This is a genomic window from Sphingobacterium gobiense (assembly GCF_002980575.1).
Taxonomy (GTDB): domain Bacteria; phylum Bacteroidota; class Bacteroidia; order Sphingobacteriales; family Sphingobacteriaceae; genus Sphingobacterium; species Sphingobacterium gobiense.
The window spans coordinates 1,134,605-1,149,643 of the sequence record NZ_PVBS01000002.1 but is presented as its reverse complement, the minus strand read 5'-3'; the positions used below and the strand labels follow the sequence as shown (position 1 = coordinate 1,149,643).

Annotated in this window: 16 protein-coding genes; 4 read left to right on the top strand and 12 right to left on the bottom strand. The window is 40.7% G+C overall.

Annotation, left to right across the window (positions count from 1 at the left end):
- Window positions 1-245 precede the first annotated feature (245 nt).
- Both C5749_RS13585 and C5749_RS13580 read left to right on the top strand, forming a co-directional pair.
- The gene (locus tag C5749_RS13585; protein ID WP_105726698.1) at window positions 246-821 is read left to right on the top strand and encodes a C40 family peptidase; all 576 of its coding nucleotides are present in this window, start codon (window positions 246-248) and stop codon (window positions 819-821) included.
- Between the two features lie 104 nt (window positions 822-925).
- Entirely contained in the window at window positions 926-1,441 is a 516-nt protein-coding gene (locus tag C5749_RS13580; protein ID WP_105726697.1) for a phosphoribosyltransferase family protein, read from the top strand.
- A 4-nt stretch (window positions 1,442-1,445) separates the two neighbouring features.
- Here the strand turns inward: C5749_RS13580 and C5749_RS13575 are convergent, their stop codons facing one another.
- The 9 genes from C5749_RS13575 to rplM all read right to left on the bottom strand — a co-directional run bounded on the left by C5749_RS13575 (window position 1,446) and on the right by rplM (window position 9,953).
- Entirely contained in the window at window positions 1,446-2,750 is a 1,305-nt protein-coding gene (locus C5749_RS13575; protein ID WP_105726696.1) for a lytic transglycosylase domain-containing protein, read from the bottom strand.
- A 121-nt stretch (window positions 2,751-2,871) separates the two neighbouring features.
- Complete coding sequence (locus tag C5749_RS13570) at window positions 2,872-3,075, bottom strand: twin-arginine translocase TatA/TatE family subunit (RefSeq protein WP_105726695.1); 204 nt, start codon at window positions 3,073-3,075, stop codon at window positions 2,872-2,874.
- 76 nt (window positions 3,076-3,151) lie between these two features.
- Window positions 3,152-4,423: a murein hydrolase activator EnvC family protein gene (locus C5749_RS13565; protein WP_105726694.1), complete on the bottom strand. Its 1,272-nt coding sequence runs from the start codon at window positions 4,421-4,423 to the stop codon at window positions 3,152-3,154.
- A gap of 76 nt (window positions 4,424-4,499) precedes the next feature.
- Complete coding sequence (gene lolB1 / locus C5749_RS13560; protein WP_105726693.1) at window positions 4,500-5,282, bottom strand: lipoprotein insertase outer membrane protein LolB1; 783 nt, start codon at window positions 5,280-5,282, stop codon at window positions 4,500-4,502.
- Window positions 5,272-6,981, bottom strand: a complete 1,710-nt coding sequence (locus tag C5749_RS13555) for a tetratricopeptide repeat protein (RefSeq protein ID WP_181151422.1) — start codon at window positions 6,979-6,981, stop codon at window positions 5,272-5,274. Before C5749_RS13555 ends, lolB1 begins: the two co-directional genes overlap by 11 nt.
- 204 nt (window positions 6,982-7,185) lie before the next feature.
- Window positions 7,186-8,022, bottom strand: a complete 837-nt coding sequence (gene tsf, locus C5749_RS13550; RefSeq protein ID WP_105726691.1) for a translation elongation factor Ts — start codon at window positions 8,020-8,022, stop codon at window positions 7,186-7,188.
- A gap of 264 nt (window positions 8,023-8,286) precedes the next feature.
- Window positions 8,287-9,093, bottom strand: coding sequence for a 30S ribosomal protein S2 (rpsB, locus tag C5749_RS13545; RefSeq protein ID WP_105726690.1), 807 nt, complete (start codon window positions 9,091-9,093; stop codon window positions 8,287-8,289).
- An 18-nt stretch (window positions 9,094-9,111) separates the two neighbouring features.
- On the bottom strand, window positions 9,112-9,498 hold the full coding sequence (gene rpsI, locus C5749_RS13540; protein WP_105716600.1) for a 30S ribosomal protein S9: 387 nt from the start codon (window positions 9,496-9,498) through the stop codon (window positions 9,112-9,114).
- Between the two features lie 11 nt (window positions 9,499-9,509).
- On the bottom strand, window positions 9,510-9,953 hold the full coding sequence (rplM, locus tag C5749_RS13535) for a 50S ribosomal protein L13 (RefSeq protein ID WP_105716601.1): 444 nt from the start codon (window positions 9,951-9,953) through the stop codon (window positions 9,510-9,512).
- Between the two features lie 138 nt (window positions 9,954-10,091).
- Here rplM and C5749_RS13530 point away from each other — a divergent pair, with 138 nt between their 5' ends.
- Together C5749_RS13530 and C5749_RS13525 are read left to right on the top strand one after the other, a co-directional pair.
- Window positions 10,092-11,162, top strand: coding sequence for an SGNH/GDSL hydrolase family protein (locus C5749_RS13530; protein WP_105726689.1), 1,071 nt, complete (start codon window positions 10,092-10,094; stop codon window positions 11,160-11,162).
- A gap of 85 nt (window positions 11,163-11,247) precedes the next feature.
- Window positions 11,248-12,333 (top strand): AI-2E family transporter, encoded by a 1,086-nt coding sequence (locus tag C5749_RS13525; protein WP_105726688.1) that lies wholly within the window; start codon window positions 11,248-11,250, stop codon window positions 12,331-12,333.
- 1 nt (window position 12,334) lies between these two features.
- Here the strand turns inward: C5749_RS13525 and C5749_RS13520 are convergent, their stop codons facing one another.
- From C5749_RS13520 to C5749_RS13510, 3 genes are all read right to left on the bottom strand, one after another.
- Window positions 12,335-13,648: a bifunctional folylpolyglutamate synthase/dihydrofolate synthase gene (locus tag C5749_RS13520; RefSeq protein ID WP_245893780.1), complete on the bottom strand. Its 1,314-nt coding sequence runs from the start codon at window positions 13,646-13,648 to the stop codon at window positions 12,335-12,337.
- 58 nt (window positions 13,649-13,706) lie between these two features.
- Window positions 13,707-14,528, bottom strand: a complete 822-nt coding sequence (locus C5749_RS13515; RefSeq protein WP_105726687.1) for an energy transducer TonB — start codon at window positions 14,526-14,528, stop codon at window positions 13,707-13,709.
- A gap of 99 nt (window positions 14,529-14,627) precedes the next feature.
- Entirely contained in the window at window positions 14,628-15,035 is a 408-nt protein-coding gene (locus C5749_RS13510) for an ExbD/TolR family protein (protein WP_105726686.1), read from the bottom strand.
- Window positions 15,036-15,039: the final 4 nt, after the last annotated feature.

Below are 15,039 nucleotides of genomic sequence, written 5' to 3'. Positions count from 1 at the left end.
TTTTTAATTTTTATTGAAATTTTAATAATGAATTTTTATAGAAAGTAGTTATATAGCTACCCTGACATAAAAGGTAATGATACTGAATGCCAATAAAAAATATGTTAAAATTCGTTAAACAACAGCAAAATAACGAACAATATACTTGGAAGCCTAGACATTATGTATTAGATTTGCTTCAGTCCTGTAGAAAATATAAGACAGAAGACTAAACGTATCATAATCAAGTGAAATAGGCGAACATAATGAATACAAAAAAACTGATAGCAGGCATGCTCTTCGTAGGCTTATGTGTAGTGTCTCAGGCACAAACAGCAAAATCAACCTCTGCTGACCCTGACAATCTAGCTAAAGAATATTTTTCACAAATAATGGGTGTTGCCTCCAATGCAATGGCAAATACGAAACTTTATCAATTCGTATACGAGTGGTTAGGTACTCCCTACCGCTTAGGCGGAGATTCTAAGAAAGGGATAGACTGTTCTAAATTTTCACTTGCTGTTTATGAGAATGTTTTTAATACTACGATAGGTTACAACAGTCGTAATCAATACGCCAATGTAAAACCAGTTCGCAAAAATGACCTACAACCAGGAGATCTGGTATTTTTTAAAATTCGCAGTAGACAAATCACGCATGTCGGTATTTACCTTGGCGACGACAAATTTGCCCATGCCGCGTCTAGCAGAGGGGTCATGATCAGCAACCTTAATGAAGCTTATTGGAAACGATATTACTATAACGGAGGCAGACCGTCAGAAATAAACGAAGCGATGCTAGCTGATGCCAGCTCCGATGAAGATGACAAAAATTTACACTAGTTTTTTCTCTCATGACATGATAAAAAGGTTCGGATGTATAAATATCCGAACCTTTTTTATGATAAGATTTCGTATTTTTATGCACAGTAATCAACGTGCATAATATGTCTAATAAACGAACACTTATTCTTAATAAAGAACAGATCCATCAAAAATCTATTCGTATCGCATACCAAATTCTCGAAGATAATTTTGAAGAAAAATCATTGGTGCTGGTGGGCGTTGCAGACCGAGGGTATGTATTCGCAAAAAGGCTTCAAAAGTTCTTACAGCATATTGCCTCAGAAAAGAAAATCGAACTGATTAAAATCACTATTTCGAAAACGAAAAGAAGTTTAGAAGCAACTACCGATGTACCTATTGAAACTGCAAAAAATAAGGTCATTATATTGGTTGATGACGTTCTCAATAGTGGTCGTACCTTGGCTTACGGTTTGGGTTTATTTCTCAATGTTCCGCTCAAAAAAATGCGAACAGCGGTATTGATTGACCGTTCTCATCATCAGTTTCCGTTATTCAGTGATTATTATGGCCTAAAACTTTCTACCATATTAAAGGAACACGTCGAAGTTGAGCTTGAGGAAGTTGACCAACGAGAAGATGCTGCGTGGCTGTCGTAGTGTTTTAAGATTTTTTAATCCTTAACTTCTGCCCTATTTTTAGCCGGGTGCTCCGTAAACTGTTATCTGCTTTTATTTGAGATACGGTAGTCCCTTTAAATCGAGCTGCAATATGTGATAAGGTGTCTCCTTTCTTCACCGTATATGTGGTATAAGCCACAGAACGTTTAGTAGATTTCTCCGAAGCTGCTGCCAATCTAGGCTTTTTAGCAGATAAGTGCGTCGTTGCGGCTTTGGATGATGTTTCTTCCGCACTTGCCAGCATATTTTCCGAAAAGTCCAATTGGTTATTCAATGCAGCATATAATAAGCTATCACTCAGATATTCGGTATCCGGCAGAATCAAACGTTTTGGGCTTTCAGCACTGCCATTTATAACCGAACGCTTGTAAGCAGGATTGAATTTTTTAATCGTTTCTAAAGGTAGGTTGACGGCGTGAGCAATTTGTTGCAAGTTGACTGTTTTTTCAACCATAATCGGTTTTGCTTCCCAAGCAAAATCATTTGTCATTGCCGATATCCCATATTCGTCCGCGTGTTTTAACGTATATGTCATCGCAATGAATTTCGGTATATAGTCTTGTGTCTCCTTTGGCAAATAAGGCGAGAGCTGCCAAAAATTCGGATTTTCTAATCCTGATCGTTGAATAGCACGGCGTACACATCCTCGTCCGCAATTATAGGAAGCCAACGCCAACAACCAATCATTAAATTCGTCGTAAGCATCAAGAAAATAACGGCTTGCTGCATAACTAGCCGCATAAGGATCTTTACGTTCGTCTACATAACTATCTATCGCCAGATCATAGACTTTTGCTGTAGGATACATAAATTGCCATAAACCTACAGCACCTGAACGTGACACCAAATGTGGATCTAATGAAGACTCAACAACAGATATATATTTGATTTCATCTGGCAACTGGTTTTCAGCAAGTATTTTTTCATATATCGGAAAATAATATTCCGCCAATCCCTGTAACTTGCTCAAGTAGGGATTGTAATTACGGGAAATATATTTATCGATGTAAGATTTTATTTTTTCGTTTAAGGCTAATGGAATGGTTCTTTGTATTTTACGCATACGATTGAAGACCATTGAATCTTCTTTCGTGTACAAAGGATCACAATAAGACAGGGTTTTAAGCGAATCCAAAGCAGAAATAATAATCTCCCGTTGGCTAGATGCGGCCTCTATGAGATGTAACGGCACGGGTTCTGTCTCCGCATTGACCATATCCTGGGCATGCAGTGATGTCTTTAATCCGAGTACACAAAAAAGGATTAACCACAAACGGTTTTTAATCATACGGTATTAGGTGTTTTTATATGTAAACGTATATCTTCCCCAATTAGTACATTTACTCCAAAAAAACTAAAGAGTTTCACAGCGGGGTAGCCCTCCACGAAACTCTTATTTTTTACCCTATTCAGTTCTGCGGGTTATTGTTATTATTTGTGCTGCTTTGGTTCTCCGTAGGTTCTTCACGTTGTCCATCTTTAAATTCTTTCACGCCACGTCCTAGACCACGCATCAATTCTGGAATTTTTTTGCCTCCAAAAAGTAACAAAACCAAAACTACTATGATAATAATCTCTTGCGTCCCAATAAATAATAATCCCGATGTATACATAGTTTTAAAATTCTTAGCGTTGCTTTCATTATCAACGCATTACAAATATATAATTAAAATTCTGAATTTCTTGTAATTATTTTGCTAACCAGGAAACAGGATTCATCGCGGTCTGTCCTTGAAACACCCCAAAGTTCACTATAGAGTATCCGGCATCTGGATCTTCACCTGCGGTACCAATCTGTTGCCCTCTCCCTACTTTTTGTCCACGTCTTACCGATACACTTTTCAGATTGGAATACGAGGTGAAATACTCTCCGTGTTTGATAACCACGAAACTTCCGATTACTTGTACAACGTCTCCTTCAAAAACCGCTTTTACCGATGCGTTGTCCGCTGTGCGAATCGCTACGTCGGAGTTGTCAATCCGCACGTTACGCTCCACGGTTTCGAACCCAAAGTTACGCACAATATTTCCTTGAGCCACCGGCCACGGTAAACGCCCGCGATTGGATTTGAAATCTGCTGATAGCTTAGCTGCTTCTGGTGTAGAACGCAAAACTTCGCTGTCTGACTTCCGAGGTGCCGATTTCTCAACTTCCTCAACGGTTTTACCCGTCCGTTTAGCTTCTGCTTCAGCGGCTTTTCTTCGAGCTTCTTCTGCAAGTCTGCGCTGTGCTTCGATTTCCCTACGGATTGCCGCCTGTATCATCGCATCGATACGTTTCTTTTCCTGTTGCTTCTGGCTCAGTTGCCCTTTATACGTAGATTCTTCTTTTTTCAACTGACTAAGCTCCTGTGCGTGTGCTGATCGGTCTTTAGCAATAATTGCTTTCTCTCCTTCTTGCTCCTTTAACAGTTTGTTTTGCGTTTCGCGATCGCTCTCCAATTGTGCAATTTTCAGTTCTATTTCCTGCTTAGTCGCTTCAATTTCTGCTACTTTTATCTTACGCGCATCGTTAAACTGCTGTAAATATTTCACGCGCTTAAAGGCTTGGTTAAAATCTTTCGACGCGAAAATAAACATCAGTTTATTATACCCATTTTTATTCCGGAAAGCAAAAAGAATCATTTTTTCATAATCTTTCCGCATCTTTTCCAAGTCTGCCTTTAATTGATTAACCGCTTTCGTATTCTTTTGGATATTACTTTTGATAATCCGTAGCTCTGCATTTATCGTCTTGATCTTATCTTCCCGAAGATTTAACTGGCGGCTTAGCGCATTCACTTCTTTTTGAGAAAGCAACTTTTCTTGTGTTTTTGCGCGCACAATCTTCATTAACTCGGCAATCTCCGCATCTATCTTCTCTCGCTGCTTTTTTAGTTCTGCACTGCTTTGAGCAGAAACATACCCTAGTCCAACACCGCAAAAAAACAAGAAGCTAAATAGTATTTTTTTTATATCCATGAACCGTTTTTCTCTATATCTCGGCAAACAAGCCTACAAAAATAAAGATTATTTTGTGCTTTTATTGTGATAATCACTAATTTATTACCTTGTATCTACTAGAAACAGAAAAAGGCATTTCTATATTTTCATTAAAAGCCACACGGTTATAGCCTAATTGTACTTTTAATGACACTTCCTCTCCCACGATATTTAACGCTAGATTCCGCGGAAAATTATATCCAACCGTTTTAGCATAATCTCCATAAAAAGCTTCGAGATTGTGCGTTCCTCCTACTTCTTGTAAGACAAAATTAAATGGCCTGTTTTCCTTATTTATTCGATATTGATAAGATAATTGTTCCTTAATCCCAACCACTATAAACTCATCCGTAGCGCTAGCTACCTGTACATTTTCGGTACGTAACAAGTTCGAGGACACATTTGCCATTAGTAAATCCTGTAACGTAGTAAACGTAACGCCGCGGTTTGTATAATTATAAATATACGAAAATGGCTTTGCGATGTACTCTCCTTGAAATTTATTGAGTATCTTAACACTATCCGGTGTAATTAAAATGCGAGCCACTTCGACCCCTAGTATCGCTGTAACCGATAACCATATCGCCTTATTTCGTTCTATCCGGACATTTAATGTAACGTCATGCAGATTCTTCCCCATTTCGATTTTTGCTTTTGCTCGTCCGGAAAATGTATGGAAATCCAGATTATTCATTTCGAAGGTCTTAATACTTGCTGCGTTGGCTGCACTGATTTCCGTTGGTGTATCAGGAGATGGCATTGCTATTTTTCGTTTCGTCTTACAAGAAGTAAAAACTAATACACTTACTACCATCACCAAAATCATTCTACTCCACATAACTTTTCGTTGCTATTTTTGACTTTAATTTTTCCACATCTATACCACTTCCATCACGCATCGCCAAAGCCTTCTCCCATTGTCTTATTGCTTCCTTACTATTCCCTGATTTAAACAATATATCGCCATAATGCTCATAGAGTACTGCTGATGGAGATGATCCTCGAACAGCCTTTTCCATCCATTTTAACGCCTCTTTATATTTTTTTTGCTTAAAGAGTACCCACGCGTAGGTATCTTGAAAAGTGCTAGAACCAGGTTCTAATTCGTTGGACTGCCTAGACAACTTCTCCGCCAGTTCTAATTTCTCGTTACGTTCCGCTAAATAATACGCATAATTATTCATTGCTGTTGCGTTCGTACTATCCAGTTTAATCGCTTCTTCATAGGCGACATCAGATACCTCGGCCATCTCCAACTTGTGATATAAATCACCAAGACCTGCGTAGATAAGCGATTGCAAATACGTATTTTCCGCTCCGCTATTATCAAGTGCCGCTTCCATGAACTTACGGGCATTCTCCCCCTCATCTTTCACCATATACGCTAATCCGGTAAAGTAGAGAAGCATCGGGTTATTCGGATTTGCTTCTAATGCTTCCAGGCCATGATTAACAGCTTGGTCTACCTCGTTAAGTGCCATTTCCACATTCATCAACATGCGCCAAGCATCGATATGTGCTCTGTTAATCCCTACTGCCGTAAGAAACAACGACCGCGCTTCCTGCAGATTTCCCTTCCGCCAAAGCACATCTCCTTTCGCCACATGGCTATCGGCAATGCGTGGATGTTTTAACACTAATATATTTGCCAAATCTTGAATCTGCCCTAACGTCAGTTCGGATTTGCCACTCAACAGTGTAAACATGACGCGATGTTTATCCATATAGTTGACATCCGTCGACTCAAATGCTTTTCGCAAGGCTTCAAATGCCTGCCTATCCTTCTTTACAGCCGTATAGGCGTCTGCGAGGTCCAAATACAACAGGTGGTCGTTCGTGTTCTTTAACCCTCGTTCCAATATTTGTATAGCCTGTTTGGTTGAATTCCTTTCCATGTAAATGAACCCTAAGGTGCTATAGACTTGACGAAGACTGGAGTTATTCTGTAATCGTGGTAATAGTATTTTTTCTGCCTCTTGCTTCCTATCCAGATCAACCAGCATCTCGGCCTTCATAACATCCAAGGTATCAGAATCTCCAAATTTCACAACAGCCTCATCATAGACTCGCAAGGCTTCATCTGATTGCTTAGAAGCATGCAACAATAGCATCTTCTCCCGGTACAAAGATGCATTGTCCGGATGCGTAGCAATTGCACGGTCGATAACTGGAATCGCTCCGGCGACATTTCCCTGACTTTTATGCAACTCAATAAGATAGTTGAGATAGAGTATATTTTTTGGTTCTATTTCCGAGGCTTTCTCGGTCAATGGAATAGCGACATCAAAATTACGGGCCTGTCCGTATAAAAGCGCTTTTGCATAATATACTTCTGCCGCATCGGGGTATTTTGCGAGGATATCGTCTAACTTTTCTATAGCTCCGGCCAAATCTCCTGTACGAAGCTTCCCCTCCACCTCCACCAACAATTGCTTATAAGGCTTTTCTTCAATTTGCCCCTGTTGTGCATACATATCCAAGATGCAAAACACTCCTGCGATGACAAGTAATCCTATATAAGCTATTTTTCTATACATATTCATTCAAATTCCTTCCTATTATTATAATGGAACAAACCTCCACTTTATAAAGATGACAAAAAAAAGTAAAAGTTTACCGTTTGTATCTTAAAATAGGTTAAATTTTAAGATTAAGGGTAAAAAAATATAGCCTGTCCGCTATCCGGATAGGCTATATTTCTTATTTTAGACATTTGGGCAGAATAGCTTCTGCCCCTGAAATTACGCTCCCAGCTGTACGCGCTTGAATGCTGTAACAGTCAATCCCTTTGAAACAGAGTCCAAGAATTGAGCAATATTTTTTGAAGAGTCTTTTACAAACTCTTGGTTCAACAAAGTCGTGTCTTTGAAGAATTTGTTCAATTTACCTTGCGCAATCTTTTCTGCCATTTCAGCTGGTTTTCCTTCAGCAAGGATCTGTTCTTTTGCGATGGCGATTTCGCGGTCGATAGTTTCTTGATCTACACCATCTTTATCGATAGCAACAGGATTCATGGCTGCAATTTGCATTGCAACATCTTTACCCGCCTCGTCAGCACCAGCTGCATCTGCAGATAGACCTACCAACACACCTAAACGATAGTTACCGTGGATATACGCAATCACTTTCTCTGCAGAAACTGACTCGTATTTAGAAATGTCGATTTTTTCACCTATTACGCCTGTTTGCTCAATTAACGCATCAGCAATATGCTTACCATCTAATGTTAAGGCTTTCAGTTCCTCTACGGAAGCAGGACTATTTTGCAAAGCAAGGTCAGCGATTTTTTCTGCGAAAGCTACGAAGTCTGCATTTTTCGCTACGAAGTCTGTCTCACAGTTTACCTCTACCACGATACCTGATTTACCATCAGCAGCTGCTTTAGCGATAACCACGCCTTCGTTAGAATCACGGTCTTGACGACTAGCCGCCACTTTAGCACCCTTTTTACGCAAGTAGTCGATAGCAGCTTCGAAATCACCGTTTGATTCTACTAACGCTTTTTTACAATCCATCATACCAGCGCCAGTTTGTTGACGCAATTTGTTTACATCTGATGCAGAAATTTGTACTGACATGTTTTTATTTCTTTAATAATTTTAAGATTCGACAGCCTGACAAGTATAGCAAATATATACAACCCAGGCATTAAACTTTTGTTAAATAAAGGAAAACCTTCGTGAAACATTTCCGTTGGCCAGATAAAAGCACGACAAGGCTTCTTTTCTATCCTTTGAAAATATACAACGTAAGAAAAAAACCGGACAAACCTTGGTAGACTCCGTGAAGCAGAACTTCATAAAGACTAACACTTGTTTATCCGGCTTTAATACGGAGAAATATTATTCTCCGTCTTTTGCTTTACGAGGACGTTTTCCAGTGTTAGCTTCTTCAGCTTCACCGTTGTCTACCGCAGCCTTAACAGCCGCAGCTTCTTTTTCAGCTTCCTCTTCTTTATCGCGTTTGCGTTCATCCAAACCTTCTTGGATTGCTTTTCCGATAATTCCAGCAATCAAACTGATAGATTTTGTTGCATCATCATTTGCCGGAATAGGAAAATCGATATTAGAAGGATCTGAGTTTGTATCTACCATTGCAAAAGTAGGGATGTTCAACTTAATTGCTTCTGAAACCGCGATATGCTCTTTTTTCACATCGATGATAAACAAAGCTGCAGGCAAACGGTTCAAATCAGCAATGCCTCCTAAAAGGCTTTCCAGCTTGATACGCTCACGTTGAATCATCAATTTCTCTTTTTTAGACAGTACGGTGTAAGTACCATCTTTTTGCATTTTGTCGATGTTGGACATTTTCTTGATAGACTTACGCACTGTTGCAAAGTTTGTAAGCATCCCTCCCAACCATCTTTCTGTTACGAAAGGCATGTTTACAGCTTTCGCCTGCTCAGAGATTATTTCTTTTGCTTGTTTTTTCGTTGCTACGAATAATACTTTACGACCTGATTTTACGATTTGCTTAATAGCTGAAGCCGCTTCTTCTAATTTCGTTAGCGTTTTGTTCAAGTCGATGATATGAATACCATTGCGTTCCATGAAAATGTACTTAGCCATTTTCGGATCCCACTTACGAGTAAGGTGACCAAAGTGAACACCTGCATCCAATAATTCTTGATATGTTGTTCTTGCCATTTTTTGATCCTCCTTTGATTAACGTTTACTGAATTGGAATCTTCTACGTGCTTTACGACGTCCTGGTTTCTTACGCTCAACCATACGGTCATCGCGTGTCATCAAGCCTTTTGCACGTAGCGCTGGTTTAACTTCTGGGTCTAGCTCAACCAAAGCTTTAGCAATTGCTAAACGTACAGCTTCGGCTTGGCCTTTAACACCACCACCATCGACGTTAACTTTCACATCAAAATTCCCCGCAACACCCGCTACCTCAATAGATTGGGTAACAATATATTGCAATGGCAATGTTGGGAAATATGTTTTATAATCTTTACCGTTTACGGTAATGTTTCCGCTACCAGCTGATAAGTAAATGCGGGCAACAGCTGTTTTTCTTCTTCCTGAAGTATTCGTTGTTGACATGTTTGCTCTCCTTAAAATTTAACTGGTTTTGGTTGTTGTGCCTCATGCTTGTGCTCTGTCCCAGCATAAACATAAAGGTTTTTGAATAATTGACGACCTAAACGGTTTTTAGGTAACATTCCCCGAACCGCTTTTTCGACAAGGCGTTCTGGATGTTTAGCTAACAACTCTTTTGGAGAGGTAAAGCGCTGACCACCTGGGTAGCCTGTGTAACGTGTGTACACTTTCTCGCTTAACTTGTTTCCAGTCAACTTAACTTTGTCTGCATTGATAACAATCACGTTATCTCCACAGTCTACGTGTGGGGTGAACTCCGGCTTATGCTTGCCACGAATTACTTTCGCAATCTGGCTTGCTAAGCGCCCCAAAATCTCTCCTTCAGCGTCAACAACAATCCACTCCTTGTTAACGGTGTTTTTGTTGGCAGAGACAGTTTTGTAACTTAACGTATTCACTTGCTTTTGCTTAAATTAAATAATTAATAAATACTCTATCTTCTTGTAATCCCTACAATAAGGTCTGCAAAGGTACAATAATGAATTTTAAAAAGCAAAACATTTTATCTAAGTTTGGGGACCTCATCTATAATAATTATGCGAACAAAATATCTCTTGATCATTGTCGGATTATTAAGCAGCCTTTCAGACATAAGAGCCCAACAGGTCATTCCGTCCTCCAAACTCACTGTCCAAGGCAGGGCGTTTACGGAAAACCTTGGTTTTCATCGGGTAGACACCACAAAATACAAGAGTCTTCCCTCCGCCGTAAAGAAATTATTTACGCATTCGGCAGGCCTGTTTGTCACGTTTCGTACGAATAGCACGAAGCTCTCTATTGACTGGGAAACCGGGGACGCCGCATTAGCTAACAACTCCACTCCTATCATGTCCCGTGGATTTGATGCTTATGTAAAAGAGTCCGACGGTTGGCGCTTTGCTGGTGTAGCACGTCCACACCTAAAGAACGTGGAAAGCAGCTTTACGATCGTAGAAAACATGGAGAAAACAGAGAAGGAGTTCCTACTGTATTTTCCGCTTTATAAAGAGCTCCGATCGTTTCAGTTACACATTGACGAACACGCAACTTTTTTCCCTACCGTGCAGCAGTTTGATAAAAAGATAATTGTTTATGGTTCCAGCATCGTACATGGTGCATCGGCCAGTCGTCCGGGTTTGGCTTATCCGGCGAAGATTGCACGTAGTATACATGCGGATGTCATCAATATGGGGGTCAGTGGAAACGCGAAGATGGAACTGGAAGTTGCCCAAATGATAAACGACATTCAAGATGTAGATTTGATTGTGCTCGATTGTGTACCCAACTGTTCGCCTCAACAGGTTACGGAGCGTACTTTCGCCTTCGTTCAGGAACTTCGGAAAGCACATCCAAATACGCCGATCCTACTGATGGAGAGTATCATCAGACAAATCGGAAATTATAACCTCGAATGGAAGAAAAAGCGACATGAACAAAACATCAATTTTAAAGCAGAATATGAACGATTGCTTGCAGCAGGTTATAAAAACCTCTTCTACCTACCGGCAGACCATCTTATTGGCGATGACTACGAAGGCACTGTGGATGGCACACACCCAACAGATGTCGGTTTTGAACGCATGGTAAAAATTATTCAACCAGAAATAGAAAAGATATTGCAGCGATAGGAGCAGCTATGGCACACTGAAAAAAGCACATAAGATTTCAAAACCTAACGCTAATTATGTATTTTGTGCGGTATAGTGACAAGCGATGAAATACAAACAAATTAACAACAACTCCATCAATCAGATTATGCTGATCATTATCATTGTCTTGATATTGATCCTCGTTTTCAGCAATCTGTCCTACTATTTGCCCGGATTTCTGGGTGCTATTACGCTTTATATCCTATTCCGTAAGTCCTATTTTCATCTTACAGAAGTTCGCCGATGGAAAAAGACATTAGCTAGTATCTTTTTCATCGTATTATCAATTGTGTTTATCGTACTGCCCCTTTGGGCACTTATTGATTATCTGATTGCACAACTTAACAGCTTTTTGGGGAATCGCGAAGAGATTGTGCAAAAGTTTAATATGTTGAAGGAATACATGGCCGATAAACCTCTTTTGAGAGACATCGATATGTCGGACGCTGCTTTATTGACTTTGCTGCAAAATTTAACGCGCTATGTTCCTAGCATTTTAAATTCCGTTGCTGAAGTAGCTATCAATATTATCGTGACGCTTTTTGTCCTTTATTTTATGCAGGTTCATGCAAAAAAGATGGAACTCACGATTTATCGCGCTATTCCATTCAGCCGCATGAGTAAGCAGGAGATATGGGACGAAGTGCATATGATGGTCCGCTCAAACGCATTGGGAATCCCTATACTTGGATTTTTCCAAGGTGTGGTTGCTATGATAGGCTATTGGATTTTCGGGGTCGAAAGTTATATCTTACTTGGACTATTGACAGGCATAGCATCTATCATCCCTATTTTGGGAACCATGACTATTTATGTACCCATTTGCCTCATCGCATTCGCAACGGGTTCACTCGGCAACGCCATTGGTTTGACCCTTTATTGCTTCTTTTTAGTAGGTGGAATCGATAACATTTTACGCTTTACCATCCTAAAAACCATCGGAAATGTCCCGCCAATGATCACCGTATTTGGCGTATTACTAGGTTTGAATCTCTTCGGCATGCTTGGACTTATTTTCGGACCGCTGATCCTCTCCTCCATTGGCGTATTAGTCAAAGTATACAGCAATGAATACGGAAAAGGCATTGTACGCGATTACAGTCGTCCGCGTGTCCTACAACAAAAGGACTCGTCCGATGAAAACGGATAAATCAGTGGATATAACTGTAATTTTTCAACACCTCGGCCACTACGAAATTGCTTCCGCCCACGAAAATTAAGTCCCCCTCCAGATACGCCTCTTTTGCAGCATCCACCGCGTTGTTAACGGAAGGATACGCCATACCTTGCAATCCGTATTGCGTTGCTTTATTTTTCAATTCCGCTGCAGACATGGCGCGCGAAATATCCGGGCTACAAAAATAGTAAACAGCTTCTTTCGGAAGTTGTGGTAGCATGTGACTTATGTCCTTATCACGCATTACACCAATGACTATATGCAGCTTCCTATGCGGTGTTGAATAGATGTTTGCAAGAACCTCCCGAATACCATCTTCATTATGTCCCGTATCGCATATGATGAGTGGATCTGTTGATAGAGTTTGCCATCTCCCTTGTAAACCTGTATTCCGTATTACATTGGCAAGCCCCTCACCTAACTGTTCTGCTCTAATCGTCCAATTCCTTTTCTGCAGTTCATCCACTGCGACCAAGACACCCAAGATATTCTTTTGTTGATAATGTCCCGCTAACCCAACATACACCTCTTTAGTCCGGTGATGCATATTATCCTTTATCTTTACCAGTAGACCTTGGCCACTATGTTCACAACTTCGCACGGCTAACTCTGTTGAAGCAAAACGTAAGGGCGCGTTCATTTCTCTTGCTTTCTGTTCAAATATATGAGCTATCGTTTCGTCTCGCTCGGATACGACCACAGGCACCTTTGGCTTGATAATACCAGCTTTCTCTGTTGCTATCTCCTCCAGTGTATTTCCGAGCAAATCGGTATGATCCATTCCGATATTGGTAATCACACATACCTCGGGAAGCAAAATATTGGTACTGTCCAGTCTCCCTCCCAATCCTACTTCGATAACAGCAATGTCTACCTGCTCTGTCGCAAAGTAATCAAACGCCATAGCCACGGTTACCTCAAAAAAAGAGGGCTGTATCTGTTCTATCAAGGAACGATGCCGACTAACAAAGTCAATCACGTTTTCTTGGGGGATCATCTCTCCGTCTATACGGATACGTTCTCTAAAGTCGACAAGATGGGGCGAGGTATATAATCCAGTTTTGTATCCGGCAGCAGCCAAAATGGAAGCCAGCAGGTGCGATGTAGATCCTTTGCCGTTTGTCCCAGCAATATGGATAGATTTAAATTGTCGATGAGGATTACCTAATGCTTGGCATAGCCGTACGGTATTGTGAATATCTTTCTTTATCGCACTTGCACCGTCACGGGTAAACATGGGTAATCGACCAAACAAGTACTCGATGACCTCCCTATATGTCTCTTTCATTAAAATAATTGCTTAATCGCGATGAAATTTGCAGTTCATGCAGATATTACAGAAAGACTTACCTTAACTTGAAATTGAAAACAATAATCCCCGTTTGAGATTCGGGAGCATTTGGCAGTTGATTCAAACGCGCCGACATCATTGCACGTTCACATTTCTCCAATAATGCACGACTCGATATTGTTGTTCCTCTTACACCCGCGCGCGCATGCGTAACCACTCCGTTTTTGTTAACCCTAAACTCTACTGCCACACGGCCGGCCTGCTGGCCATTGTCTTCTATCTTAGGGGGCACTTCAAATCGCCTGTTCGCAATCGTCAACATCATATTTCCATCGCCCGATCCCCCTTCACCATAATTGCTCGCTAGCGGATCCCCAAGGTTGCTACCTTGATTTCCGGCAGTCGTTCCAGTTCCATCTCCTCTTCCTGTAGCATTATTTTGCTTCCCTTTATATAAAGCGTTTGGATTCACTGCTGGTTTCGACTCTTTCTTTTCCGGTGTAGCTACATCTGCGTTCGCCTGTACCGGCTTTTCCTGTTTGGGCACCGCTGGGGCGTCATCCATATCCTGCGTGGCAACCACCTTATCTGTTACCTGCTGGGATGGTGTAGGTACAGGTGTTGTATTTGGATCCACTTTATCAGGCTGTACATTATTAGCATTTTCACTCATCGATGGTTCATCTACACTCATATAATCATCTCCCATGCCTTCGTCAGAAGTACCGTAATTAACAATAATACCACCCATACCATAATGCGGTACTTCTCCTCCAAAAACGATAAAGAAACCGATTAACACGAATAACCCCATCACCGCCGTCGACAAACCAACTGCTTTGGGCATATTATTTTCCTCTTGTGAATGGTAATACATGTCTATTTCATCTATTTATTTCTGACTTCAACGGTTAATGAGAACTTGACGTAAATAACCATTTACCGTTTGACCATATGATTGTCAAATCGTTTAATGCTAATCTTTCTTTGGTTCCGTTGCCAAAACCATTCTTACCCGATTTCTATTCGCGATATCCATTACAGCGATGACGTTTTGGATAGGTACAGCGCTATCCGCGTATAGCATAATCGTCAATTCCTCACCAGTTGCTATGTTCGACTGAATCAAGGGTTCCAATTGTTCTAAACTCACCGGCTGCTTGTCTACATGGTAAGTTAAGTCTGACGTAATGGAAACCGTCATCGTTTTTTTTGCTACCGATTGCTCACCCGCACTGGACTTTGGCAACAATAATTTGACCACTTGCGGGTTGGCCACTGCAGATGCTAACAAGAAGAACAACATCAAAAAAAACATGATATCGTTCAGTGCAGCTGTATGCACTTCTGCCGTGGGCTTATGTCGTCTATTTCTTAAATTCATCCCT